Genomic DNA, 24994 nt, shown 5'->3' with positions numbered 1-24994 from the left:
TGAAAATAATCCCGTGCCCTCAAACTCCATCCCTCCTAAAATACCCGCCATTCCCGATCCGCACCGCCCGAGGCACTTTTTTACATGTCAGTCACCGCAACTCCCGCCAGCCTCGCGCCGGATCATCACGCGCAGTTCTTGAATCTGCTGGACACCAGCCTCGCGCAAAACTCCTTCATCAAGTTGGTGCTGGCCAAGTACGTTGGTAGCGACGCGGATCTGCAGCGGCTGATCATCAAGCAACTGACCGTGAAGGAGCAGCCGTGCCTGTCCTTCGTCTATCGCTACAAGACCCGCGACATCACCAAGAACTTCTCGCTGGCCGACGGTGTGGCGGCGATTGCCGACCTGTTGCCTGAGTCGTTCAAGAACGCGCACCTGCTGTCGCTGACCGATGAAGTGCAGCTCGAGTACAGCAAAAAGGGCAAGAGCTCGCTGTTCAAGGGCAAGACCCAACAGCAGCGCGAAGTGCCGTCCGCCGAGCACAATCGCGAGAAGAACCGCTTTCTGGAGTTGAGCCGGCCCTTCCTTGCCGACCTGGGCGTGACCAACAAGCAGCACGAGCTGATCCCGGCGATGTCGCGCAAGTGGAAGCAGATCAACAAGTTCATCGAGGTCTTCAGCCATGCCCTGACGTCCTCGCCGCTGGCGCTGGACAAGCCGGTTAAGGTCGCGGATTTCGGTTCGGGCAAGGGTTACCTGACCTTCGCGATCCACGACTACCTGTGCAATACCCTGAAAGCCGAAGGCGAGGTGACCGGCGTCGAGTTGCGCGAAGACATGGTCGAGCTGTGTAACACCGCAGCCGCAAAGCTGGATCATCCGGGGCTGGTGTTCAAATGTGGTGATGTGCGCAGTGTGGCCCCGAGCGAGCTGGACGTGATGATCGCGCTGCATGCCTGCGACATCGCCACCGACTATGCGATTCACACCGGCATTCGTTCCGGCGCCTCGATCATCATGTGCTCACCGTGCTGCCATAAGCAGATCCGCCTGCAAATCCAGAGCCCGGCGCTGCTCAAACCGATGCTGCAATACGGCCTGCACATGGGCCAGCAGGCGGAAATGGTTACCGACAGTCTGCGAGCGTTGTTCCTCGAAGCCTGCGGTTACGAGACCAAGGTGTTCGAGTTCATCTCGCTGGAACACACCAACAAGAACAAGATGATTCTGGCGGTCAAGCGCGCCGAACCGGTCGATCCGGCTCAGCTGCTGGTGAGGATTCAGGAGCTCAAAGCCTTCTACAACATCAGCGAGCATTGCCTGGAAACCCTGTTGCGGGCCGACGGGCTGCTTATTTAAAGGGCTTGAGCGCAACCCCTGACGGCAATGTGCCTGGCTGAGCCGGGCGCACGCTGGTCTTGCGTCCGAGCATCACGGTGACGATCACACCCACGGCGAACAGCCAGGTAATCGGCTCGATGTGCTCGCCGAAGAACAGCGCCGAAAAGGCGATGGTAAAGAAGATCTGCAGCAACTGGATCTGACTGACCCGGGCGATGCCGCCCATGGCCAGCCCGGCATACCAGGCGAAGAAACCGATAAATTGCGAGAACAGCGAGACATAACCGAACGCCCACCAGGTCTTGCTGGAAATTTCCCCCTGATGCTGCAGCGCCAGGTAGGTCACCGGCCCGATCAGCAGTGGCGTCGACAGCACCAGCGCCCAGCAAATCACCTGCCAACCGCCCATCTCCCTGGCCAATCGGCCACCTTCGGCGTAGCCCAAACCACCAATGGCAATCGCTCCGAGCATCAGCAAATCGCCCGCCTGAATACTGCCGGCACCGCTGATCAAGGCATAGGCCAAAACCAGTGCACTGCCCAGCGCCGCACAGGCCCAGAAGGCTTTTGACGGCCGCTCATGGGACAACCACGCGGCATACAGCGCCACGCACAACGGCTGCAAACCGTTGACCAGTGCGCCATGGGACGCCGGCAGTGTCTGCATCGCCCAGGCCGAGAGCACCGGGAACCCCAGAATTACCCCGGCGATCACCAGGCTCAGGCCTTTGATCTGTTTCCAGGTCGGCCATTTCTCCCGACGCCAGAGCAACAACAGTGCTGCCGGAATCGCCGCAAACAGCGCGCGACCGAGGCCGTTGAGCAACGGGTGGATTTCCTGCACGACGATTCGCGTGAAGGGCAGGGTCAGGCTGAAGATAATGACGCCGAGCAGGCCAAGAGCCATGCCGGTGTTTTCGCGCGAAGACATAACGGGAACCAGAATCAAGGGTGGCGGAGTGGCTTTCATCTAGCCATAAACCTCGAGATTGCGCTCTTACAGCTGGGCGCAGAATTGTCCGTACAGTTCGACGCTGTTATCAGCCACACCTTGGCCCCTGTGGCGAGCGGGCTTGCCCGCGCTGGGTCGCGAAGCGGCCCTAAAACCTGCAATCGAATTTTGGCAGGCACACCGCATTCACAGGTTTTGCGGCTGCTGCGCACCCGAGCGGGAGCAAGCTCCCTCGCCACAAAGGCTCTCACACCTGCGTAGTAGCTGGTTATTACCTACCCCTACGGATAAGGACTACCTTGAATACTCTTGTTGCCCACGTATTTCTGCGAGAGAAGTTATTCCCATGGCCGCTAAAAAAATTCTGATGCTGGTCGGCGATTATGTCGAAGACTACGAAGTGATGGTGCCGTTTCAGGCGCTGCTGATGGTCGGTCACACCGTGCATGCGGTATGCCCGGATAAAACCGCCGGTCAAACCGTACGCACTGCGATCCACGATTTCGAAGGCGATCAGACCTACAGCGAAAAACCGGGCCACCTGTTTGCGCTGAACTTCGACTTCGCCAAGGTCGATGCTGCCGATTACGACGCGTTGCTGGTGCCTGGTGGCCGCGCCCCGGAGTACCTGCGTTTGAACGAAAAAGTCCTGCAACTGGTGCAAGCCTTCGACAAGGCCGGTAAACCGATTGCTGCGGTCTGCCATGGTGCGCAATTGCTGGCGGCGGCGGGTATCCTCGAAGGTCGTGAGTGCAGCGCCTACCCGGCCTGCGCCCCGGAAGTGCGACTGGCCGACGGTACGTACATCGATATCCCGGTGACTGAAGGCCACGTTCAAGGCAATCTGGCGACGGCTCCGGCCTGGCCGGCACATCCGAGCTGGCTGGCGGGCTTCCTTGGTTTGCTGGGTACCAAAATCACGCTGTAAAGGAGGGATGTCCCATGTGCGAGCTCTACGTCAAAGCCGATCCGATTCTCTACGAATCACGTTCCCGCTCGCTGCGCATCTGCGGGGTGGTGACCACTTTGCGTCTGGAGAACCAGTTCTGGGACATGCTCAGCGAGATTGCCGAGGTCGACGGCATGACCACTAACCAACTGATCGCCAAGCTGTATGAAGAGGTGATGGACTACCGCGGCGAAGTGGTGAATTTCGCCTCGTTCCTGCGGGTCAGTTGCACACGCTATCTGACCCAGCGGCGCGCGGTGACGCCGGAGTTGAGTGTGGTGCGTTCGGCGGTGAAGTAGGGCTGGGTTTTAAGTTGACCTTGATGGCCTCATCGCGAGCAAGCTCGCTCCCAGTGTGCCCGGCATGGGCCAAAGCCAGTCACCTGAAAAGTGGTGACCAGAATGAGTGACGAGAACTGTAGCGAAACGCAAGGGGGAAGCCGCGAGGCCAGCCTGAAAGAAGCGTGTAGCAAAGGCGCGACCGCAGGAACACGAACAAGCAGCGAGGCCGGATGCGGGCGATAAGTGTGCTGGGAGCCACGAAATCCAACCGTCACCGAAAGACGCATCAGGTAGAGCTTGGCGGCCCGAGCCGAAGGTTTTGGCACCTTACCCGGGGAGATCTCGCGGGCGTAGCCCGCGAGAAGTCAGCAGATGCCGTAGTAGTGAAGAAGGGTCGTAATGGATCTGGAGCGAAGGGCTGAAGAACAGAAACACTCACCATAGACTACTGCCTACAAAGCGAGAGCCCTTTGAAACCGCACCCGGAAATGCCATGTGGCACGTAGCGGGAAGGCCGTGCGTGGGAAAGTCGGGTGGACCTCGACCAATGCGCGCAAGGAAGGGGCGAGTCAGCAGGCAGACGGAACGGGAATAGAGACGTGTTGAGCGAAACCTGCATGGAAACGATTGTCGAAAAGGAGAATATGCACCGAGCGCTCAAGAAGGTCCGGTCGAACAAAGGGGCGCCAGGGGTCGACGGAATCACTACCGACGAACTCACCGCACACCTTCAAACGCATTGGCCGGCCATCAAGAGCAAGCTTCTGGACGGGACCTATAAACCGGGTCCTGTCAAAGGTCTCAGGATCCCCAAGCCGCAAGGCGGGGAGCGGCTGTTGGGCATTCCGAATACGCAGGATCGCTTGATCCAGCAATCGGTCCAGCAGCACCTGACGCAGCTGTGGGATGCCAAATTTAGCGAACACAGCTACGGTTTCCGGCCAGGCAGGAGCAATCTCGATGCCATACGAGCCGCCAAGGCCTTTGTCCTGGAAGGCAAGACCTGGGTCGTGGATATCGACATCGAAGCCTTCTTCGATCAGGTCAATCACGACAGGTTGATGAGCCTCATATCCAGGGATATCCGTGACAAGCGGCTGATGAGTTACATCGGTCAGACGCTTCGAGCGGATATGCTGTTGGACGGTCAGCGGGTCAAAAGGACGGCCGGAACTCCGCAAGGAGGCCCGCTAAGCCCGCTGCTTGCCAACCTCTATCTGGATGCACTGGACAAAGAGCTGGAAGCCCGAGGGCTGAGCTTTTGTCGCTACGCCGACGACCTGGTGATTTATGTCACCAGCGAACGCAGTGCGGATCGCGTGCTGGGCAGTGTGACGGCTTGGATAGAGAAACACCTCAAGCTCAAAGTGAGTGCCAGCAAGAGTGGAACGGGACGGCCTTGGGATCGCGACTTCCTTGGTTACAACATCGACGAACAAGGGAATGGCCAACTGTCCGGCAAGACCGTGAAGAAATACCGCAAGAAAGTTCGCGAGCTGTGGTCGGCCAGGCAAAGTCTGACGAGCACCGAACTCGTGGCTCAATGGGGACGTTACATCCGGGGGTGGTACGAATACTTCCGCTGGGTGAAGGACGACTTCAAGCGGTTATCGCAATGGACTCGCCGACATATGCGCAAATGTTTCTGGCAGCGCTGGCACAGTCGTGAGGGACGAATGCGCAAACTGCGCGGGCTTGGTATCGCAAGCCGGCAACTCGCGCGAGTAAGCTTCCACGACGGTGCCTGGCGAGCGGCGCGCCACCCGGTGATGCAGCAGGCGATGAGTCTGAACATGATGCGTCGCTGGGGACTGTGGACGCCGCAGGACTTCGCCTCAGCACCTTGCTGAGCTGTTCAACCGCCGGATGCGGAAAACCGCACGTCCGGTGGTGTGGGAGGGGTAACGGGCACAAGCCCGTTGCCTCCACCCAATCATTTGACCGCATCAGACACACATTTTGTATACGCCACGGATCTAATGTGGGAGCGAGCTTGCTCGCGATTGGATTTATCAGGCAACCAGACTCTCGACCGGAAAACCTTCATGGAATCCGCGCTCGATATTGGCTAAACGCTGGACACAGTCTTTACTCTGATGGCGCAGCAAGCCTTATCAATCGACAGGAGTAGCACCATGTCTGGATGGTACGAATTGAGCAAAAGCAGCAATGGTCAGTTCCGCTTTGTACTTAAGGCGGCCAACGCCGAAACCATTCTCACCAGCGAGTTGTACACCACCCGCAGTGCTGCCGAGAGCGGCATCGCCTCGGTTCAGGCCAACAGTCCGCAGGATGAACGCTACGAGAAAAAGACCACCAAGGACGGCCATCCGTACTTCAACCTCAAGGCCGCCAATCATCAGGTCATCGGTGGCAGTGAAGCCTATTCCTCTGATGCGGCACGAGACAAAGGTATTGCCAGCGTCAAGGCCAACGGGCCGAGCACCGTGGTGAAGGACAAAACCTTGCCGGTGCTTTGACCGTTTCGCGAGCAAGCTTGCTCCCACAAGAGCAGCACAATACCTGTGGGAGCGAGCTTGCTCGCGAAGAGGCCGGTGAGGTCACCCCTTAACGTTCTACCGGCACCGAAAGCTGCGCATTCCCCAATCCATGGCTCTTCGAGTCAAAAAACCGCAACCTCACGTCCACACCCTCAAACAACTTGCTGTAATGGCGTTTCTGATGCTGGATAAACGCCTTGCTGCGCGGGTAGATCGAAAGGGCGATGGTCTTGAGTTTCGCCTGGCGCAGGGCGTGGACGATATGGCTGTCTTGCTCGCCGAGGCTGTGACCGAAAATGCATAAAGCGCCGTTGTGGCTCAGCAACTGCTCGTAGCAGAAGGATAGATAGTCCGAACTGCGGATGGTCTTGAGCTTGTCCTGGGCCGTGCTCTCGCTGATGAACAGCGGCACATCGTCCAGGGTCTTGATGGTGTTGTTGATGGCGAAACTGCCAAGCAAGGTGCCTTCGGTCGAGGTCAGCTTGCGTGCGGTACCATCCGAATTTCTTACCAGGTGCAGGCCGCCGTGCAGGTAGAGAACGCGCGCCTTGTCCGCTTGGGTTTTGCTCAAATCGAAGTTTGAATCAGCGCCGGTAAACAGATCGGTAATGGCCAGCGGGTCGTGCATGATCGCCCAGTAATTGAGCAGGTCGTAATTGGTGGTGAACACCGTTGGGTAGCTGCCCAGTTCCTGATTGATCTTCGCCAGGCTCGACGCTTGTATCAGGCGCCAGGGGATGTGCACCCCATGCACGGTGTTGATCAGCGCTTCCTTGATCGCGTAGTAGCGATTGCGTGGCGCGGCCGAACTGACGGCCAGAGCCTTGTTGACCCGGCTGGTGGTCTTCAACGCGCTCAGCACTTGCTCGAAAATTCGTGTGCCCATGGCCTCGAAGACGCTCAGCTCGGACTGGCTCAGGGGCTTTTCTTCAACGGTTCGGGCGTTCTCGAACAGCGAGTCATAGCCGAAGTCATCCCACACTGCACGGCTGGCGCCGTTACCCACCAGCAGGCCGGTGAACGAGGTGGTTGCGCGCAACGCGTTCCAGTCTTCAAGTTCGGCATCAAATTCCTGGAAATCCGTCATCGCGTTCGTCGTCTCAAGGCAGAAGGTGTGCAGGGCGCAGACTTTATCACGACCGGGACTTGAGCCAGATCAAGATACGCCATCCACTGATGGGTCGATCCTGTAGGCAGTATTAGCGGTCCAGCCCCAGCCAAGAAGATTCATGCGAGGCTTTTTTCGTTCAGTTGCGGGCGGGGAATGAGCAGCACACAAAGCATCGTGGCCAAGGCCAGCAGCGTGCACAGCAGAGCCAACGGCCATGCCTGTTGGCTTACCAGCAGGCTGGCAAACCCACCGATGATGGCGGCCATGAGTTGATGGAAAAAGCCGCTCAACGCCATGGCATAGGCACCGCTGACGGGCGAGCCGTCATTGGCCAGTGACAGGCTGATGGGGTAAATCAGCGATTGTCCGAATACCGCGAAACAGTAGGGCAACCAGAACAGTACGGCCAGTGTGGCACCGAACAGACTGCCGAAAAGCATGGTCGCACTGCCGGCCAATACCAGCGCCATTCCCCAACTCATCAAGCGTCGTTGACCGGTGCGCAGCACGAACCTGTTGACCGCCACTGCGCCGAGAAAATAAGCGGCGCTGATCGGCCATCCCAAGAGCCCGTATTCAATGGCTGACCAGTTGAAGGGGCCTTGCAGAATCAGTGGCGCTGCCGTGTTGAAGGCGATGATCACCCCGTAGCCGAGGCCGCCGGCAAGCGCCGGAAACAAGAAAGCCCGGTGGCAGAGGATGCGGGTATAGCTGTGCCAACTTGAGTGCTGATGTTCCCGCTCAGGTAACGCAGGAAAAGCAATTCGTGACACAACCCAGCCCATCAGCAGGCTCGCGCCGCCCAGCACATAAAAGATCGCCTGCCAGCCGAAAGCGGCTTGCAACATCGAGCCCAGATACTGGCCGATGCCCAAGGCGATCACAAAGGAAATCGAAAACCAGGAGAGCGCCTTGGCCAACAGGTTGCCGCTGAAACTGTCGCGTATCAGCACCCGGGTCATGACCGAAATGCCGCTGGCGCCAATCCCCTGAACCAGCCGCAACGCAAGAAACGACTCGAGGGACGTGCCGACAGGCAGGGCGATATTACCCAGCGCATAAATACCCAGCGCAGCGAGCAACACCGGTTTGCGCCCAATGCGTTCGCCAAGGCTGCCCCAGAACAACATGGGCAACGCCATGCCGATCAAATACACCGCCATTCCCCATGAGACCTGTGAGGCGTCGGCGGACAGGTCCCGGGCAATTTCAGGCAGGGCAGGCAAATAAATACTCATGCCCAGTTGAGCCATAAAAACCGTGCAGCAGGTGATGACCAGAGTGGTTCTGTTCTTCATTGATTTCCTTATCTTTTCAATGGCGGATATCCCGACCGCGATTCTGTAGCAAGCCTGAATGGGCAGATTGAGAAAGCGACGGTGCGTAATTGAGGGGCAATAGGATCCGTCACACTTTACCGTCGCTGCGCTTTACCAGGCACTTGGCGGCAGCCGACGGGTATGGAAAACACGCAAAATCTGTAAGTGTCCGTGACGGACTCGATAAGGAATCAAGTAAGGACGATCCGGTAGCACCCACTCCCGGGTGCCAGGTAGGCGCCCTTCACGGCCAATGGCAGGAAATTGAGCAAGATGTTCTACGCTGGCGAAGATGGCTTTGACGAAGTCTGCAGCGGCAGTCGGATTTTCCAGTGCAATATACGTTGCTTCGTCATCGAGATTTTTTAGTGCAGTACGCAGCCACTCAACGCGCATTGCCACCCCACTTGTCAGCTATCGCTTTCACTTCATCGGGGCTTGCGAAGTCACCGGCATCGGCTTCTTTCAACGCTTGCTGAATTTCGTTGATTTGCCAGGCTTCTCGCGCCAGGTATTCACGCAAGGCATCAACGGCGAGAAAAGACTTACTGCGGCCGGTGGCTTTTGCCAAATGGGCGAGGGTGTCAGCGATTTCGTCAGGTAAACGCAAGGACATGACGGACATGATGATCTCCGTGTAGTGATGTGTAATACAACATACTACATGTTCATGAGGGGCCAGGCACCATGAACGGGTCGATGTTGCCATGGCTGATCTTCTTGAGTTTTATTGGCGGGATCGTTGCATACGCTATTCTCATCGCAGTTGTTGGCGCTCTGTACCAGCGGCATGAGCTGGCAATCACCCGGATAGGCGGGGTTGATGTTCATCAATGCCTTGCTGCATGCGGTGCCAGGATTGTTGGCGAACAAGGCTTGAGGCTGATCGCAGGGCTGCGACAGCAAACAGAGATCAGCGGCGACCGCCGTCGATCGGATCGATGGATTGATACCCAGCGCATTATTTTTAACGGGCAGTATCGATTTCGAATGGCAACCAATAACTCCGCGCCGCTGGCGAGCTACATCGATCTTTTGTTGGATGCCGTGTGCGCGGTCGATGCCCAGGGCCGCTTCGTGTTTGTCAGCGCGGCCTGCGAGCGTATTTTTGGCTATACAGCGGACGAGCTGATCGGCCAGCCGATGATCGAAATGGTCCATCCCGCTGATCGTGCCCGGACCTTGCAGGCTGCCCGGGAAATCATGGACGGCCAACCCAAGCCGTATTTCGAGAACCGCTATCTGCGCAAGGACGGGCAAGTGGCGCATATCATGTGGTCGGCGCGCTGGTCCGAGGTCGACCAACTGCGCATCGCGGTGGCCCGTGACATCACCGAGCGCAAACAGGCCGAGTCCAGGCAGGCGGCGCTCTATGCGATCTCTGAAGCGGCCCATGCCGCCGAGGATTTGCTGGCACTGTTCGAGCGCATTCATCGGATCATCGGCGAATGGCTGCCGGCGCTGAATTTCTCCGTGGCGCTGTACGACGAACAGTGCGGGCAAATCAGTTTTCCCTACCATGTCGACGATCATGAGCAAGGTCCGGAGCCAGCAGGCACGGCGACCGGCAGCCTGTGCGCCGAAGTGATTCGCAGCGGTCAGCCGATCCTGTTGACCCCCGACAACTACGGCCCGCTTTCCGGGTTTGCGGAGCTGATCAACGGTGAGGATTTACCTTGCTGGCTGGGGGTGCCGCTCAACTCGCAGAAGGGCACCATTGGCGCGCTGATCGTAAAAAGCACACCCGGCGGCGAGCGCTACACCGAGCAAGACAAAGAGCTGCTGCAATACGTCTGCGCGCAAGTCACGGCGGCCATCGAGCGCAAGCAACTGCTTGCCCGGTTGCAGTACATGGCGCAGCACGACCACTTGACCCATCTGCCTAATCGACAATTGCTCCACGAGCGGGTGAAGGCGGCGCTCGCGCAGGCCAAAAAGGAGTCCGGGCGAGTGGCGCTGCTGTATGTCGATCTCGACCAGTTCAAGCAGGTCAACGACACCTATGGGCACGCGGTCGGCGATCTGCTGCTGCAAGCCGTCGCCAATCGGCTCAAAGGTTGTGTGCGCGAAACCGATACCGTGGCGCGTATCGGCGGCGATGAATTCGTCGTTCTGCTCGACAGCATTCAGGGGCCGGAGGACGCCAGCATCGTCGACAAAAAGATCCATCACGTCCTTAACCAGCCACTACGCCTGGACGGCCATAGCCTGAGCATCCTGCCAAGCATCGGTATCGCGCTGTATCCCGAACACGGCACTGAAGAGAAGCAACTGTTCAAACACGCCGATGAGGCGATGTATGCGGTCAAGCGTGTGCAGCGAACCCAGGACTGAGTTCAATAGTCAGTTGCCTGGTAACGCAAAAGCCCGATCACTGATCGGGCTTTTGCGTTTTTACCGCCACCGTTCGTCGCGGCAGACGCAACTTTTCTAAACCTTTGTGGCCGTAAAAATTCAGATTCTATGCGGGCATCGCTCGCCGTAATCATTCACCAAGAGGAAGAGAATCATGCCTACCTCAAAAAGCTCGCACATGGGACACACCGCTAACGACCGCACCAAGGCCACTGAATCGGGGCGTAAAGGTGGGAAAACCACCACCATGACCGTCGACAAAGACCCTGGAAAAGCCAAAGCAGGCCGTAAAGGCGGCCAGCACAGCCATTGAAGCGGCCGCAGCTAGTCAGTGATCGAGAGGCGGGAGCGCAAGCTCCCGCTTGAATTGTCATTTCAACGAGGCACGACACATGAGCCGGATAGCCAGCCGAATACGCACCGCCAGTTTTGCCGTGCTGCTGGGACTTGGCGCCAGCAGTGTCTTTGCACAATCGCCTGCCGAATTCATTGACGACGCCTCGGCCAAAGGCGTCGCCGACATTGAAATCAGCCGCCTGGCGCACCAGAAGTCCGCTTCCCAAGAGGTCAAGGATTACACCATTCAGGTCATCAACGACCGCACCACGGCCAACCAGCATCTGGCCAAAATCGCCAAAAAACTCGAACTGCCCGTCGCCGACAGAGAAGAAGTGGTGAACAAGGCCAAGACCCTGATGCCCGAGGTGCAGGAGGGGGATACGTTCGATAAGGCTTACGTCGCCAGCCAGGTGAAAACCACTCAGGAGGCTATCGAGCAGCTTCAACAACAAGCCCAGACTACCCAAGTACCCGAAATAAAAGCCTTCGCCGAAGAAACCCTGCCCAAACTGGAAAACCATCTGCAAAGGGCCAGGGCGTTGCAAGCCAGCCGTTAGCCCTTCCCATGGACGGTCGATCAAAGTACTGCGGGTGACCGGACGTCACCCGCCGGCTGTTGAGCCTCACCGCCACGAAGAACCTTGTGGGAATTCTCTTCTTCTATTCCTATCTTTCGCCGGATTCTTTCTTTGTGCCGGTTTGTGTCTAGTATCAAGGGCAGTCAATTTGCCAGCATGCTCATACACGGATCGGAACAGGTAAGAGGCCACTCATGGAATTCTTCGAAAAGCTAGCAAGTCTCGCCGCCAAGGTACGTCTGCAAGCGGCTGCGATCCAGACGGAAGAAGCGACTAAAAATGCGTTTGTCATGCCTTTTATCAGCACGGTATTGGGCTACGACGTCTTCGACCCGACGGAGGTGACCCCGGAGTTTGTCTGTGATGTGGGAACAAAGAAGGGAGAGAAAATCGACTACGCGATCATGAAAGAAGGGGAGGTCCAGATCCTCATCGAGTGCAAGAAAATCGGTGAGCCGCTGCATATCAACCACGCCTCGCAGCTATTCCGTTACTTCCATGTCACCAGCGCCAGAATCTCGATCCTCACCAACGGCCAAGTCTACAAATTCTTCACCGACCTGGACGCACCCAACAAGATGGACGAGAAACCCTTTCTGGAACTCGACCTCCTTGATATTGATGAATACTCGGTCCCCGAGCTGACGAAGCTGACCAAGTCCGCGTTCGATGTGGATTCGATCATCAACGCGGCAGGTGAGCTGAAATATGTCAGCCAGATCAAAAAGGTCATTGCTTCCCAAGTCAGCAAGCCTGACGACGACTTCGTCAAAGTCTTCGCTTCACGAGTGTACGACGGCGTTATCACCCAGAAAGTCCGAGAGCAGTTTCAAGAACTGACCAGAAAAGCGATCGGCCAGTTTCTCAATGATCAAATCAATGACCGTCTCAAGTCAGCGATGAGTGGCGTCCTTCAACCTGCGTTGCCTTCACTTCCCGTTTCTGGAGCAAGTGCTTCGGAATTAGAGGAACGTGATGAAGCAGACCGGGTTCTGACCACTCTTGAAGAACTGGAGGGCTATCACATTGTTCGCGCTGTGGTGCGCTCAGTCGTAGATGCCAAGCGCATCGTGCAGCGAGACACACAAAGCTATTTCGGCATCTTGCTCGATGACAACAACCGCAAACCGATTTGCCGTTTGCACTTCAATCGGACACAGAAGTACATCGGGATTTTTGACGAGGAAAAGGTTGAAACCCGGCATCCGATTAGCTCTATCGATGAAATCTACGAGTACTCGGATCGGCTGAAAAAAACGGTTGGGTATTACGACTAAACGCTGCTGCGCAACCAGAAAAAAACCGGCCATTCAAGGCTAATGCCGTTCAGTTAAGCGGTACTTTTGCGAGGAACGCTTCGTTTTTTGTCGGGTTTTTCAGGCCTCAATCTATCTGGAATGGTCATTTTGATATCAATCTCAATGGATTAAAGAAGTGCAGGAAAAACGCTCAGCGCTGAACCCCGAGCAGGTGTTCCATCACCCTTGCTGCAACACCTTCAGCGCTGCCGAGGCCAGAAACCCCGAGCGGCTTTTCTCTTCCGGGTGATGCAGCACGTACTCGTCGATACGGGTCAGCAGGTAGCCGGGCAGGGTGATGTTGAGTTTTTGCGCTTTGCCAAGGTACTTGGTCACATCGATATCAACCACAGCCCAGGTGCAACCCGCGTATTGCGGATTGGCCGCATGAACGGTGACTTTGTTGGCTGGAGGGATCGGGGCGCCGTCCTCAGCCAGAATTTCGAAGTGCCCTTCGATGGCTTCCCGTGCCATGGCCATGGCATCGTCCAGATCATCGCCGGCCGAAAAGCAGCCAGGAATATCCGGCACTTCTACGCCCCAGGCGTGTGCTTCATCGCCCATTGAAATCGCAATTGGGTAAAGCATGTTCGTTGTCCTCCGCGGACCGTGTGCAGACGCTTCATCAAAGCAAGGCCTGTTTCAAAATGCTTGCGGCCGTCTTTTTCAGTAGATCCTTGTTCGGATGTGGGATCGTCACCAGCCCGGGCTTCGTTGGATGCTTGAAATGGTGATGACTGCCTCTGACCCTTACCAGATACCAGCCGTCAGCGACGATTTGGCATATCAAAAATCGGCTATTCACATCACCTCCATGTGGTGTGTAGGTGGTTACTATACCTACTGATATTTTCTTATCAACACTATAACCACCGAAAAAACTGATGGATGGTGATAAGTGCTAAGGGTCGAAGTGTAGAAAGGCGAGGCGCGATAGTGCGGATAGCGTAGGGGCTTGAAGTGTTTCTGAATCTTTTCGGGCCTTGGCAATGATTGCCCGAATGTCAGCCACGGCATACCTTAGCGAGCGCAGGGGCGAAGCACGCTTGTCGATGTACCGTGCCTGGCCGTCAGCACAAAGAACCAAATCGACAGGAGCGCGCGATGAGCTGGTCTGCCAAGCAATATGTTGCCTTTGAAGATGAACGCACGCGTCCGGCGCGCGATCTACTGGCCGCTGTACCCACGACGCAAGCGCGTTCCGTCATCGATATCGGGTGCGGCCCCGGTAACTCGACAGAGCTGCTGGCGGCGCGCTTTCCGGATGCCAAGGTCCGTGGGCTGGACAGTTCGCCCGACATGATCGAAGCCGCCCGCAAGCGTTTGCCGAATATTCAGTTCGACACGGCGGCCATCGAAGGATGGGATGAGCCTGGCCCGTTTGATGTGATTCTGGCCAACGCCGTTCTTCAATGGGTGCCTGACCACACGAGCCTGTTGCCGTCTTTTGTGGCTCGGCTTGCTCCAGGTGGCAGCCTGGCCATTCAGATGCCCGATAACCTCAACGAACCCGCCCACCGCCTGATGCGCGAAACGGCTGCCCAAGGCCCATGGGCCGACAAACTCGCCGGCGCCGCTGGCCTGCGGCCGGCGATGGCCGATGCAAACAGCTACTACGATTTGTTGCGTTCAAGCTGTGCGCGGGTGGATGTGTGGCGCACCACTTACCATCACCCCCTCGCAGGCGCCGCTGCGGTGGTGGAATGGTTCAAGGGCAGTGGCCTGCGACCCTTCCTTGATCCACTCGGCGAAGCTGAGCGAGAGGAGTACCTGAGGCGCTATACCGCGGCGATCGAACAGGCGTATCCCGTGTTGGCTGATGGCGGGGTACTGCTGCCATTTCCACGGTTGTTCATAGTGGCGACGCGGTAAAGATGGCCGAAGAGCCGTCCTTTCAGACTTTTCGGCTGGACGCGGACCTTGAAAGCAGCACTTAAACTGCACCCACGATAAAAACCGCCACTGGGACCAATGCCAGTCAGTTAATGGAAATCTTTAGTCTGGTGGCGGTGGTGAATTTGGTGCAAGCCATTATGCAATGGCCGCAAAGGTGAGCCCCGTAGCGTGCACCACCCGACACATCGTACGTAGCGTTGGGTTCCCTTTGGGGGAGAGGGCGCGGTAAAGGCTTTCTCGGGATAGACCGGCTTTCTCGGCAATCTCAGCCATACCACCGCGGGCCTCTACCAGGTGACGCAGTGCGGCGAGGAAGCCAGCTTCACCACCTTCTTCGTCCAGTTCTTCAAATGCAACCCGAAGATACTCAACGGCAAACTCTGGATCTTTGCGAATCATCTCGACGACAGCCTCGTCGTGGCTACGTGTTCTGCTCATGGCTTCCTCTTCTGATAATCGCCCCAGTATTGAATGGCCTTGTCGATGTCTGCTTGCTGATGGCGCTTATCTCCACCCAACAAAAGCAGGACAATCTTCTTCCCGGCCTGAGCGTAATAGATCCGATAACCAGGGCCGTGATCTACGCGCAACTCCCAGACACCGTCACCCACAGGCTTGCAGTCTCCAAATGCTCCTGTCGCCATACGGTTGACCCGCATGGTCACTCTGGCCTTGGCCGTACGGTCTTTGAGGCGGTCAACCCACTCTTGGTAAAGGTCGCGACCTGTTTCAGTCAAATAGTGTCGGATTTCGTGCATGGGTAAATTGTAGCTTTTAAGCTACTTGGAGGACAAGCAGGGCGACGCAAGCTTCGAACCCGACCACCACCTGATGCGCGAAACGGCTGCCCAAGGCCCGGGGACCGACAAACGCGCCAGCGCGGCCGGCATTAGCCTGTTGGGGCCGGTTTTTTGTCGAGTGTCGCGGTAAAGCCACTGATCGACATAGGTGACGTGTTTCCTTCCCGACGATTAGCCCACGATTTCGTCTCGCCAAAGGAGAAAGCTGCCGCAGATCGTTGTCGTATCACCAGCAGGCACATCGTTACGATCAGGACGCCGATACGGTGAGCGATGAGCAAGCCTGGCCTGTCGCATAGTCTTTAATTGCAGAGGAAGTGAAATGAGTGCGAGACCCATGCTGGGCATGTGGCTGGTGGCTGCGATGAGCTCAGTCATCTTGACGCCGGCATCAGCGGATCACTGGCGAGGCGGACGCGAGGGTGGCGAGTGGAAGGATGAGTACCGGGACGGACCGTGCCAGGTAAAGATCGAATCCAAAAGCGATGAATACAAGGAAGAGATCAAATGCCCAGATGGCCGCGGTGCCAGTTGGCGTCGAGGCGAGTGGAAGGACGAGTACAGGGACGGGCCATGCAAGGTCAAGATTGAAGCCAAGCGGGATGAGTACAAGAAAGAGGTCAAATGCGATGGCGACGATTGATCGGTTGTTCGGGCACCGCTGTTCTCGACACGACTGACGCTAATCAATGACTGCAACAGGAGAACCGCATCATGAACCTCTTGCTCAGGAGTATCGGACTGTCATCGCTACTGATGGCCACTGCGGCGTTCGCACATCACGGCTGGAGTGAGTATGACTCCAGCAAGTCCTTGCAGCTGAACGGAACGATAGAGGAATCCGGCTATTCCCATCCGCACGGGCTCCTGCGTCTCAAAACAGTCGACAAGACGTGGATCATCGTCCTGGCACCTCCATCGCGCATGGAGAACCGTGGGCTGTCGAAGGACATGCTGAATGTCGGTACGACGGCTACCGTGGTCGGCTATCCGAATCGAAACAAGCCCGATGAACTGCGAGCCGAACGCATCACCATCGGCGATAAAACCACCGAGTTGCGCTGATGGACACCACAAGTACCCGCTCGGGGACAGGTCCGCAAAGCTGGCTGGACTGGTTGGATGGCTCGACACTCGGGATAGCCATGCGAAGCGAGCTGTGGCTTTACCCGATAGTCGAGGTGGTTCACATCATTGGGTTCGTGGTGCTTGTCGGCTCGGTCGTCATGTTCGATCTGCGGGTGCTCGGCCTGTCCAAAGATATTCCGGTGACGGCCCTGGCTCGCCATCTCCTGACATGGTCCGTCGCTGCCCTGATATTGATCGTACCCGCTGGCCTGATGATGTTTTCGGCACATCCCCATGACTTCGCCAGCAACGATATTTTCATTTTAAAGCTGTGCCTGATCGCTACGGCGGGGGCCAACGCAGCCCTTTTCCACGTCGGTGTATACCGTTCAGTCACCCGGTGGAACACGGGCACCGCGGCACCGGCAATTGCAAAAGTACAGGCAGTGCTTTCGATGGCGTTATGGGTCACCGTGGTGCTTTGCGGCCGGCTGTTGGCCTACACCTGACTCACAACGCGGCACCGATCAGCCTGAGGTACTGAGGGCTCTCGGATATCGAGTTGTGGCCCGTGCCCGGTACGACCTGCAGCGAGGCCACGCCCTTGGCGAAATGCGTGTAGAGCTGTTCCGTGCTTGAGCGCGGTATGACTTCGTCGTGCTCGGCCGCGATCAACAGCGTCGGGACCGTAATGTGAGCGGCGTATTTCCAGGATTCGAACTTGTCCTGAAGCAGCCACTTTACCGGGAACCAGCGGAACTGGCGGACGGCGAGGTCTTCAAGGCTGTTGTAGGGCGTGATCAGGATCAGCCGCGAGGCCGGGCGTTGGCTGGCGAGGCGCACGGCGACGCCCGAACCCAGGCTGCGCCCGACTACGGCGATAGTGGGATGGGCGTTGTAGACCCTGTCGAACAAGCTCATGGCGTCACGCTGAATCGCCTCCTCCGAAGGCGAGCCGGAACTGCCACCGTAGCCTCGGTAATGAAGCAAGTAGATCGCATGATCCGCAAAAGCCTGCGAGAACCCGGGCAGGCTGCGGGAAACGTCCTCGGCATTGCCGCCGAAGTAGATCAATGCCTTCGGGCCGTCGTGCGGCCTGACGGTCACCAGCACCTGCGCGTCGGCGACTGACAGCGTCAGCAGCGATTCGGGTGCGTCGATGGCGCGTGGTTGCGGGTAGTAGATGAGGGCGCGTTGAAACACAAACAGCGCCATGCAGAGCACCAGGTACGCAACGGCAACGAATGCGAAGAGAGACATCAGGGTTCGCGACATTCGGCTAACTTTAGTGGACGACATGGACTGCTCTGGGCCTGACGACGGCTATCGCTTGAGCGCTGTCAGAGTGTAGTACATCGATAGTTGCCAGAAGGTACCCAGCATCCAGGTCATTCCTGCTTAAATCCCACCCATAAAAAAACCGGCCACCTGGACCGGTTTTTTCTTGTCTCTACATCCCCCGTCAAAACCATCGCGACGTTGAACTCAATTGAGTGGAGCGGGTGGCGGGAATCGAACCCGCGTGATCAGCTTGGGAAGCTGGAGTAATACCATTATACGACACCCGCTCAGAGCGGCTGACTTTGTACCAGATGTGGGCGGGGATTTGAAGTTTTTCTTTGGGGAAATTGTGTTTGCGCGGTTTTTTCGGAAAGCGGCGGGCAGCATTCAATCGTCGACGGCGGCTGGGGTCAGCGCTGACGATCAGGGGCGCAGAGATGAAATGAGAGACCGCGTTGCGGTCTTTCGCGGGCAAGCCTTGCTCCAGGGGAATGTGGAGTTCTTAGAGAGGCAAGGTTGCCCGCGATGACGCTATTTCAAATTGCCAATGCATGGTGATCCCGGACGTACTGGTAGCGCGGTCGGCTTTCTGGTTGAGCCGGCTTCAGGAATCCCAGCAAGGCGTGGCGGCTGTCTCGGCAGGCGGCTTTATGTTCCATGTCGAGAAAGTGCCCGGCGGCCTGGATGGTGCTGAAGGTGCTGTGCTGCACATGGTTGGCGAAGATTCTGGCATCGTCGGCGGCAGTGTACTCATCCCATTCGCCGTTCATGAACAGCAAGGGTATGTCGATTTTTTTGGCCGCGTTGAGGTAGCACTGACGATCGCTGTTGAGCACCTCGCTGATGTGGAAGTGCATTTGCCCGTACTCGTGCTCGGCCAGGGAGCTGACGTGGCGGTAGTTGAAACGTTTGAACAGCGATGGCAGGTGTTTGCCGATAGTGCTGTTCACCAGGTTGCCGACCCGGTCGCCGTCCAGGCTGCCGAGGTAGTCGACACCGCGTTCGAGGTAGTCACGCATCGGTTCGTTGATCACTGGGGAGAACGAACTGATCACGGCTTTTTCGATCCGCCGTGGACGATGGGCCAAGGCGACCAATGCTGCAGCGCCGCCCCAGGAGAACGACAGCACATGCTCGGCGGCGAAGTGGTCGATCAGCTCCAGGAGGATCTGTCCTTCGATTTCCTTGGTGAGCATTTTTTCATGCAGGTTGTGGGGTTTGGACTTGCCCGCATAGGGCTGATCGTAAAGCACGACATTGAATTGCGGGTGCAGGTTTTTCACGGTCTGGGCAAAGGACGCAGTAGTGGCCATTGAGCCGTTGACCAGAATGATGGTCTTTTCTGCGGCATCTGCGCGATAGAACTCCGTGTAGACCCGAAACTGACCCTGTATATCCAGCACAGCGATTTCTGGCCTCATGTCATAAGACTCCTGGCAAGCGGGTATGCGCGCAATGAGATTGCACGGGCTTTGTGACAGGTAGGCATATGCCTGGAATTTTTTTTGGCCCAATGTCGATCCGATGGAAGCTGGTCGACGGGTGTTGTTATAGACGGGCGATCTGCCGGGGGAATGCGGAGCCTGAGGGCTCACTGCCGGCAAAAGGTTTCTTAGAAGTATGTTGGTGACTCATCGGTCACATTTCGGCCGACGGCTTGATTCAAGCAGGGACAAACGCATCCCGCAAGTGCCATTTGGGAATTGATCGATAACTTTCTGCCGAATGGTCGTGACTCGGCCGCAGGTTTTAGATGTGCTGGATTTCTTCGGTGGTCAGCGGGCGGTATTCGCCGGGTGCAAGGGCTTCGTCCAGAACCAATGGCCCCATGCGTTCGCGGTGCAGGCGCAGGACTTTGTTGTCGAAGTGGCCGAACATCCGTTTGACCTGATGATAGCGGCCTTCGACGATGCTCAGCCGCGCGGACTTTGGCCCGAGCACCACCAGCTCGGCCGGTTGGGTGGTGAGGTCTTCGAAGGCAAAATACAGACCTTGAGCGAAGGTTTGCGCGTACTCGGGTCCGATGTCCTGTTCGGTTTCGACGTAGTAGATCTTCGGCAGTTTGGTCTGCGGCTGGGTCAGGCGGCGCGACCAGCTGCCGTCGTTGGTGATCAGCATCAGGCCGGTGGTGTTGAAGTCCAGGCGCCCGGCGATGTGCAGTTCGTGTTTGTCCGGCTCATCGATGAGGTCGAGCACGGTCGGGTGCCCGGGGTCGCTGGTGGCGCTGACGCAGCCCGGCGGTTTGTGCAGCATGAAGTAGCGCGGTGGTTTTCCGGCTTGCAGCACTTCATCGTCGCACTCGACGCAGCTGAACTCGCGCACCTCGAAGTGAGGGTCGCTGACCACTTGTCCGTCGACCTTGATCCGCCGCTCGACCAGCAACAAGCGCACTTGTTTGCGGTTGAAGCGGGGCAGGTTACTGAGGAAACGGTCAACGCGCATGGCTATCGGCTGGTCAGAAAAGGGTCGCGCATCTTACGCGATCGCTGCCTGCAACTGCGCTTGGACTTGCGCGCAGCGCGGGCACAGGCAGGATTTGTCGCGCAGTTCGGCGGGCAGCGCCTGGAGCACGGCCGGGTCGATGCTGACGCCGTAGCACCAGCATGCCCGGTCGGCGGTGCGCGGATCGGCCAGGGTGCAGTCGTTGCTGGCACCGCAGGCTGGGCAGAGGTTGGGTTTATTCATAGCTTGAGCGGTGCATTTCCACGCAGGTTCGGTTACGGCCAGTCTGTTTCGCACGGTACATGGCATGGTCGGCGCGCGATAGCAGCAGGTGCAGCGTGTCGTCGGCTTGCAAGGTGGTAAGGCCAATGCTGACGGTGATCTGCAGCGCTTGCCCCTCATAGGCATAGCGTTGCTGCTCGAGCTGTTTACGGATTTTTTCGGCAATCATCTGGCCGTTGCTGCTGTCGGTGTCCTTGAGCAGCACGATGAATTCTTCACCGCCCCAGCGGCAGACGATGTCGGACTGACGCAGGCAGCTTTGCAGATCGCGGGCGAAACCGGCCAGCACCTGGTCACCGGCAAGGTGGCCGTAGGTGTCGTTCAAACGCTTGAAGTGGTCCAGGTCCAGCAGCAAGGCCGTCAGCGGCTTCGGCTCGCGCTGGGCTTCGTGCATGGCCTGGATAGCCAGCAGGTCGAAGCCGCGGCGGTTGGGCAGGCCGGTGAGGCTGTCGAGGGTGGCCTGGGCTTCGATCCTGCGCTGGTAGGATTTCAGAACGCGGTTGAGCAGGGCCAGCACGAGCAGCGTGACGATCAGGCAGATCAACAGGTTGAGGTACAGCGACTGGCGGATATCACCGAGGGCGCCTTCTTCGCGCTTATCGACGAACAGGTACCAATTCAACTCGGGGATGAAGCGCACATTGAGAAAATGCCCCTGGCCCTGGGCCGAATACTCATAGCTGCCACTGTGGGGTTTGGGCAGTTTGCTCAGCAGATCCTTCATGCTGTCGAGTTCGCTGAGGGTCTGCCCGGCCCGCGCGCTTTGCGGTCCGCCCTCGGCACCGGTGAGGACGATGCGGCCTGAGGCGTCGACGAAGTACACGCTGCGCTGGTAACGCTGCTGGTATTTGTCGATCAGTTTGATCACCGCGTCGACGGTCAGGCCGACGCCGGCAGCACCGATGAACTGGTCTTTGTAGTCATGGACTTTGTAGTTGATGAAAACGGTCGGGTTGTCGTGGTTGGCCATGTCCGGATCGACGTTGATCTCATACGGCTCGGCCATATCGCGCACGCGGAAGTACCAGGCGTCACGGGGCACAAAGGCGCTGACTTTTTTCAGCACACCTTTGGCGTGGTAGTAGGTCAGGCTGCTGTTGGAGACGAAGAACGCGGTGTAGGCGTCATAGTGGGTCATGACCTCGTTGAGATAGCGGGTCATTTGCTCGGGGTCGCGTTCGCCGGCCATTACCCAGTCACGCATGAAGGTGTCGCGGGCCATCATCGAGGAAATCAGGACCGGCCGAACCAGGTCTTTCTGAATTTCCGAGTAGACCGTATCGGAGGTCAACGGCAGCTCGGTATTGACGATGCTGTCGCGAATCGACGCCCGCGAGGCGTAGTAGCTCAGCAGTGAGGTGGCGAGGAAACCACAACCCAACAGCGCGATCAGCGCGAGCACCAACAAGCGTTGCGAATACAGCGCAGAGCGAAGCAGCATAGCGATTCCGTGACAGATACAGAGTGGGGGCATTCTAATGGCACGGCGCGGAAATAACTGCTTCATTTGCAGGGGTATTCGAGATCCTGGGGGCAATCATGGCTTTGCGCTAGTTGTATCAATCTGTTGCAAAAACGCACCAGATTCGGATTTCGCTGTCAGATGTTTCGACAGTTAGCTGATTTGACTGCCGCCGACCAGCGTCGCTGGTGTGTGCTCTTTCGCGGTCCAGGAGGCCGCTATGTATCGACGACTTCTTCTGATTGCTTTACTGGGTTTGTCTCTTTCTGCCTGCGTACCCTATTACGAGGATGGAGGATCGAGCTACTACCGCTCCGAGGTCTATACCTCACCGGCGCCTTATTACTACGGAGGCAGGTCTTATTATTCGGACCGGGGCCGTTACTACGCACCGTCGCCGCGTTACTACCCGTCTCCGCGGTATTACCAGTCAGCTCCACGGTATTACCAACCGGCTCCACGGTATTACCAATCAGGTCCGCGCATAGAGCACCGGTCTTATCAAAACCGGGGTTGGGATTCGAATTCTCGTCGGGGTGACTACCGTCGTGGCGATGATCGCCATCGGGGTGACTACCGTCATGGCGATGATCGCCATCGGGGTGACTACCGTCATAGCGATAATCGACGTCAGGATCAGCACCACAATAGACGCGAAGATCGCAGAGATCGGAGTGATAACCGCGACTGGCACCGTTAAAGCACCACCGTTATCGAGCGGCGCATCAAGCGCCGCTTTTTTTTTTACGACTGGAATTCAGTAGTCGGACAAATCCGCCAGCGGATGTCGACCTTCCCAGACTTTGTGGAAATGCGCCTCGACCACCGCTTCCGGGATCGTATTGATATCGGGCCAATGCCAATGAGGCTTCTGATCCTTGTCGATCAGCCGCGCGCGCACCCCTTCGCTGAACTCCGGATGTCGGCAGCAGTTCAGACTCATGGTGTATTCCATCTGGAATACTTCGGCCAGCGACAGATGGCGGGCGCGAACGATCTGCTCCCAGACCAGATGCGCGGTCAGCGGGCAGCCCTCGCTCAGGGTTCTTGCGGCACGGCTGAGCAGAACGTCGTTGTGATCACGAAGCTGGCTGATGGCGCGCCAGGCACAGCGCACGTCACTCACATCCAGCAACTCGTCGATCTGCTGACGTCGCGGTAGCCACTGGGCGGGGGGTAATTGCCCGATAGCTTCCTGCTGCAACGCCTTGAGCAGGCTATTGAGCTGCATGGGTATCTGTTCTTGCCAATTCAGTTGCAGCAGGCCTTCAATCAGTTCTTCTTGCTGTTCATCCAGCAGAAAGCGGTCGGCCAGGTCCAGATCGATCGCATCGCGGGCATTCATATGGGCGCCGGTCAAACCGAGGAACAAGCCGAGCTTGCCCGGCAGGCGCGAGAGAAACCAGCTGGCACCGACATCCGGGTACAAGCCGATGCTGATTTCCGGCATGGCTAAACGACTGTTCGGCGTCACGATGCGAATACTGGCGCCCTGCAACAGCCCCAGGCCGCCGCCGAGTACGTAGCCATGGCCCCAGCAGATCAGCGGTTTCGGGTAGGTGTGCAGGCTGTAGTCGAGGCGGTATTCTGCCGCAAAGAAGTGTGCGGCCAACGGCGGAACTTCGCCTGGATGAGCGCGACAAGCCTCGACCAGACTGCGCACCTCACCGCCGGCACAAAACGCTTTGGCGCCGTTGCTGCGCAACAACACGCAAACGATCTGCGGGTCTTTGGCCCAGGTGTTCAGACGTTCGCTCAAGACGTGGATCATCGGCAGGGAAAGGGCGTTCAGGGACTTTTCGGCATCCAGGCTGGCGATGCCGATACGCGCGCCGTCGGTGCCGGTAAGTTCTTCGAAGTGCAGATTCATTTTGACCTCGATGGCTGAATTGAGCATTCAGTATGATCGCTGTGTAGGAAAGTGCCGGTTCTGCGTCAGATCAATTGACAAGCGTGACGGGCTTTCTTAGGGTGCGCCCATTGTTTTTTCTGGACCAGGCGATGACTTCTGACGACCGTATCAAACTCGAACCGGGCTGGAAGGAGGCACTGCGTGCCGAATTCGACCAGCCGTACATGGCGGAGTTGCGCGAATTCCTGCGTCAGGAATACGCCACGGGCAAGGAAATCTATCCGCCGGGCCCGATGATTTTCAACGCCCTCAATCTGACCCCGCTGGACAAGGTCAAAGTGGTGATCCTCGGTCAGGACCCGTATCACGGCCCGGGTCAGGCCCACGGTTTGTGCTTCTCGGTGCAACCGGGCGTGCCGGCACCGCCGTCGCTGGTGAACATCTATAAAGAGCTCAAGCGTGATCTGAACATCGACATTCCCGCTCACGGTTGCCTGCAAAGCTGGGCCGAGCAGGGCGTGCTGATGCTCAATACCACCATGACGGTCGAGCGCGCCAACGCCAACTCTCATGCGGGCAAGGGCTGGCAGCATTTTACTGACCGGGTTATCGAGATCGTCAGCGAACACCAGCCGCATCTGGTCTTCCTGCTGTGGGGCGCCCATGCCCAGGGCAAGCAGAAACTGATCGACGCGACCAAGCACCTGGTGTTGACCTCGGTGCATCCGTCGCCGCTGTCCGCTTATCGCGGGTTCCTCGGTTGCGGGCACTTCAGCCGGGCCAACAAGTTTCTTGAGCAGAATGGCGAGACGCCGATCGAGTGGCGATTGCCGCCGGTTTGATGATTGTGGCGAGGGAGCTTGCTCCCGCTCGGCTGCGAAGCAGTCGTAAATCCAGCGGACGCGTTTTATCTGGTAAAACGCGGTTGCTGATTTTGGGACCGC

31 protein-coding genes and 1 tRNA gene are annotated in these 24994 nt (G+C 57.6%); 14 read left to right on the top strand and 18 right to left on the bottom strand.

Going from position 1 to position 24994, the window contains the following annotated elements; translation table 11 throughout:
* Positions 1-84 precede the first annotated feature (84 nt).
* Positions 85-1302: a class I SAM-dependent methyltransferase gene (locus tag AC3I0A_RS20440; RefSeq protein ID WP_489374205.1), complete on the top strand. Its 1218-nt coding sequence runs from the start codon at positions 85-87 to the stop codon at positions 1300-1302.
* Here the strand turns inward: AC3I0A_RS20440 and AC3I0A_RS20435 are convergent.
* Positions 1295-2215, bottom strand: coding sequence for a DMT family transporter (locus tag AC3I0A_RS20435; RefSeq protein ID WP_489374203.1), 921 nt, complete (start codon positions 2213-2215; stop codon positions 1295-1297). The two genes, AC3I0A_RS20440 and AC3I0A_RS20435, sit on opposite strands and share 8 nt — an antisense overlap.
* A gap of 367 nt (positions 2216-2582) precedes the next feature.
* Between AC3I0A_RS20435 and AC3I0A_RS20430 the strand changes: the two genes are divergently transcribed.
* The 4 genes from AC3I0A_RS20430 to AC3I0A_RS20415 all read left to right on the top strand — a co-directional run bounded on the left by AC3I0A_RS20430 (position 2583) and on the right by AC3I0A_RS20415 (position 5946).
* The gene (locus AC3I0A_RS20430; protein ID WP_489374202.1) at positions 2583-3164 is read left to right on the top strand and encodes a DJ-1/PfpI family protein; all 582 of its coding nucleotides are present in this window, start codon (positions 2583-2585) and stop codon (positions 3162-3164) included.
* Positions 3165-3178: 14 nt separating this feature from the next.
* Entirely contained in the window at positions 3179-3484 is a 306-nt protein-coding gene (locus AC3I0A_RS20425; protein ID WP_489374200.1) for a ribbon-helix-helix domain-containing protein, read from the top strand.
* Between the two features lie 599 nt (positions 3485-4083).
* Positions 4084-5316, top strand: a complete 1233-nt coding sequence (gene ltrA, locus AC3I0A_RS20420) for a group II intron reverse transcriptase/maturase (RefSeq protein WP_489372898.1) — start codon at positions 4084-4086, stop codon at positions 5314-5316.
* A gap of 285 nt (positions 5317-5601) precedes the next feature.
* Positions 5602-5946, top strand: a complete 345-nt coding sequence (locus AC3I0A_RS20415; RefSeq protein ID WP_489374199.1) for a YegP family protein — start codon at positions 5602-5604, stop codon at positions 5944-5946.
* A gap of 88 nt (positions 5947-6034) precedes the next feature.
* Here the strand turns inward: AC3I0A_RS20415 and AC3I0A_RS20410 are convergent, their stop codons facing one another.
* The 5 genes from AC3I0A_RS20410 to AC3I0A_RS20390 form a co-directional block, all read right to left on the bottom strand.
* On the bottom strand, positions 6035-7054 hold the full coding sequence (locus AC3I0A_RS20410; protein WP_489374197.1) for a DUF4917 family protein: 1020 nt from the start codon (positions 7052-7054) through the stop codon (positions 6035-6037).
* A 140-nt stretch (positions 7055-7194) separates the two neighbouring features.
* On the bottom strand, positions 7195-8376 hold the full coding sequence (locus AC3I0A_RS20405; RefSeq protein ID WP_489374195.1) for a multidrug effflux MFS transporter: 1182 nt from the start codon (positions 8374-8376) through the stop codon (positions 7195-7197).
* A 132-nt stretch (positions 8377-8508) separates the two neighbouring features.
* The gene (locus AC3I0A_RS20400; protein ID WP_489374193.1) at positions 8509-8793 is read right to left on the bottom strand and encodes a type II toxin-antitoxin system RelE/ParE family toxin; all 285 of its coding nucleotides are present in this window, start codon (positions 8791-8793) and stop codon (positions 8509-8511) included.
* Positions 8783-9022, bottom strand: coding sequence for a type II toxin-antitoxin system RelB family antitoxin (gene relB / locus AC3I0A_RS20395; RefSeq protein ID WP_489374191.1), 240 nt, complete (start codon positions 9020-9022; stop codon positions 8783-8785). Before relB ends, AC3I0A_RS20400 begins: the two co-directional genes overlap by 11 nt.
* 35 nt (positions 9023-9057) lie before the next feature.
* Positions 9058-9558, bottom strand: a complete 501-nt coding sequence (locus AC3I0A_RS20390; protein ID WP_489378617.1) for a hypothetical protein — start codon at positions 9556-9558, stop codon at positions 9058-9060.
* Between AC3I0A_RS20390 and AC3I0A_RS20385 the strand changes: the two genes are divergently transcribed.
* From AC3I0A_RS20385 to AC3I0A_RS20370, 4 genes are all read left to right on the top strand, one after another.
* Complete coding sequence (locus AC3I0A_RS20385; protein ID WP_489378560.1) at positions 9445-10731, top strand: diguanylate cyclase domain-containing protein; 1287 nt, start codon at positions 9445-9447, stop codon at positions 10729-10731. The two genes, AC3I0A_RS20390 and AC3I0A_RS20385, sit on opposite strands and share 114 nt — an antisense overlap.
* A gap of 175 nt (positions 10732-10906) precedes the next feature.
* Positions 10907-11065 carry a con-10 family general stress protein gene (locus tag AC3I0A_RS20380; RefSeq protein WP_489374189.1) on the top strand — a complete coding sequence of 53 codons (159 nt, stop codon included), beginning with the start codon at positions 10907-10909 and terminating at the stop codon, positions 11063-11065.
* Positions 11066-11144: 79 nt separating this feature from the next.
* Positions 11145-11648, top strand: a complete 504-nt coding sequence (locus AC3I0A_RS20375; protein WP_489374188.1) for a DUF4142 domain-containing protein — start codon at positions 11145-11147, stop codon at positions 11646-11648.
* 215 nt (positions 11649-11863) lie between these two features.
* Positions 11864-12946: a type I restriction endonuclease gene (locus tag AC3I0A_RS20370; RefSeq protein WP_489374187.1), complete on the top strand. Its 1083-nt coding sequence runs from the start codon at positions 11864-11866 to the stop codon at positions 12944-12946.
* Between the two features lie 201 nt (positions 12947-13147).
* On the opposite strand, the gene AC3I0A_RS20365 is transcribed toward AC3I0A_RS20370, so the two are convergent.
* Entirely contained in the window at positions 13148-13555 is a 408-nt protein-coding gene (locus tag AC3I0A_RS20365; RefSeq protein WP_489374185.1) for a type II toxin-antitoxin system HicB family antitoxin, read from the bottom strand.
* Between the two features lie 37 nt (positions 13556-13592).
* Positions 13593-13772, bottom strand: coding sequence for a type II toxin-antitoxin system HicA family toxin (locus AC3I0A_RS20360; RefSeq protein ID WP_489374183.1), 180 nt, complete (start codon positions 13770-13772; stop codon positions 13593-13595).
* 299 nt (positions 13773-14071) lie between these two features.
* On the opposite strand from AC3I0A_RS20360, the gene tam reads away from it, so the two are divergent.
* A complete protein-coding gene (gene tam, locus AC3I0A_RS20355) occupies positions 14072-14839 on the top strand; it encodes a trans-aconitate 2-methyltransferase (RefSeq protein ID WP_489374182.1) in 768 nt (255 codons plus the stop codon).
* Between the two features lie 159 nt (positions 14840-14998).
* On the opposite strand, the gene AC3I0A_RS20350 is transcribed toward tam, so the two are convergent.
* Together AC3I0A_RS20350 and AC3I0A_RS20345 are read right to left on the bottom strand one after the other, a co-directional pair.
* Positions 14999-15301 (bottom strand): addiction module antidote protein, encoded by a 303-nt coding sequence (locus AC3I0A_RS20350; RefSeq protein ID WP_489374180.1) that lies wholly within the window; start codon positions 15299-15301, stop codon positions 14999-15001.
* Entirely contained in the window at positions 15298-15621 is a 324-nt protein-coding gene (locus AC3I0A_RS20345; protein WP_489374178.1) for a type II toxin-antitoxin system RelE/ParE family toxin, read from the bottom strand. Before AC3I0A_RS20345 ends, AC3I0A_RS20350 begins: the two co-directional genes overlap by 4 nt.
* Positions 15622-15985: 364 nt before the next feature.
* Between AC3I0A_RS20345 and AC3I0A_RS20340 the strand changes: the two genes are divergently transcribed.
* The 3 genes from AC3I0A_RS20340 (at position 15986) to AC3I0A_RS20330 (ending at position 17240) form a co-directional block, all read left to right on the top strand.
* Entirely contained in the window at positions 15986-16306 is a 321-nt protein-coding gene (locus AC3I0A_RS20340; protein WP_489374176.1) for a hypothetical protein, read from the top strand.
* 71 nt (positions 16307-16377) lie between these two features.
* Positions 16378-16728 (top strand): DUF6152 family protein, encoded by a 351-nt coding sequence (locus tag AC3I0A_RS20335; RefSeq protein ID WP_489374175.1) that lies wholly within the window; start codon positions 16378-16380, stop codon positions 16726-16728.
* Positions 16728-17240 (top strand): DUF6644 family protein, encoded by a 513-nt coding sequence (locus AC3I0A_RS20330; protein ID WP_489374173.1) that lies wholly within the window; start codon positions 16728-16730, stop codon positions 17238-17240. The genes AC3I0A_RS20335 and AC3I0A_RS20330 overlap by 1 nt, the downstream gene beginning before the upstream one ends.
* Position 17241: 1 nt before the next feature.
* Here AC3I0A_RS20330 and AC3I0A_RS20325 read toward each other — a convergent pair whose 3' ends face one another.
* From AC3I0A_RS20325 to AC3I0A_RS20290, 8 genes are all read right to left on the bottom strand, one after another.
* Positions 17242-18030, bottom strand: a complete 789-nt coding sequence (locus AC3I0A_RS20325; protein ID WP_489374172.1) for an alpha/beta hydrolase — start codon at positions 18028-18030, stop codon at positions 17242-17244.
* Between the two features lie 195 nt (positions 18031-18225).
* Positions 18226-18299: transfer RNA gene (locus AC3I0A_RS20320), tRNA-Gly, on the bottom strand.
* A gap of 249 nt (positions 18300-18548) precedes the next feature.
* Positions 18549-19433 carry an alpha/beta fold hydrolase gene (locus AC3I0A_RS20315; RefSeq protein WP_489374170.1) on the bottom strand — a complete coding sequence of 295 codons (885 nt, stop codon included), beginning with the start codon at positions 19431-19433 and terminating at the stop codon, positions 18549-18551.
* A gap of 328 nt (positions 19434-19761) precedes the next feature.
* On the bottom strand, positions 19762-20454 hold the full coding sequence (locus AC3I0A_RS20310; RefSeq protein ID WP_489374168.1) for a pseudouridine synthase: 693 nt from the start codon (positions 20452-20454) through the stop codon (positions 19762-19764).
* 33 nt (positions 20455-20487) lie between these two features.
* Entirely contained in the window at positions 20488-20697 is a 210-nt protein-coding gene (locus tag AC3I0A_RS20305; protein ID WP_489374166.1) for a cysteine-rich CWC family protein, read from the bottom strand.
* Complete coding sequence (locus AC3I0A_RS20300; protein WP_489374165.1) at positions 20690-22177, bottom strand: sensor domain-containing diguanylate cyclase; 1488 nt, start codon at positions 22175-22177, stop codon at positions 20690-20692. The genes AC3I0A_RS20305 and AC3I0A_RS20300 overlap by 8 nt, the downstream gene beginning before the upstream one ends.
* 493 nt (positions 22178-22670) lie before the next feature.
* Positions 22671-22892: a hypothetical protein gene (locus AC3I0A_RS20295; protein WP_489374164.1), complete on the bottom strand. Its 222-nt coding sequence runs from the start codon at positions 22890-22892 to the stop codon at positions 22671-22673.
* Positions 22893-22955: 63 nt separating this feature from the next.
* Positions 22956-24068, bottom strand: coding sequence for an enoyl-CoA hydratase/isomerase family protein (locus AC3I0A_RS20290; protein WP_489378559.1), 1113 nt, complete (start codon positions 24066-24068; stop codon positions 22956-22958).
* 131 nt (positions 24069-24199) lie between these two features.
* Between AC3I0A_RS20290 and ung the strand changes: the two genes are divergently transcribed.
* Positions 24200-24892 carry a uracil-DNA glycosylase gene (gene ung, locus AC3I0A_RS20285; RefSeq protein ID WP_489374163.1) on the top strand — a complete coding sequence of 231 codons (693 nt, stop codon included), beginning with the start codon at positions 24200-24202 and terminating at the stop codon, positions 24890-24892.
* Positions 24893-24994: the final 102 nt, after the last annotated feature.

Source organism: Pseudomonas sp. KH_024_B2 (assembly GCF_057839965.1).
This window is presented reverse-complemented; position numbering and strand designations above follow the sequence as displayed.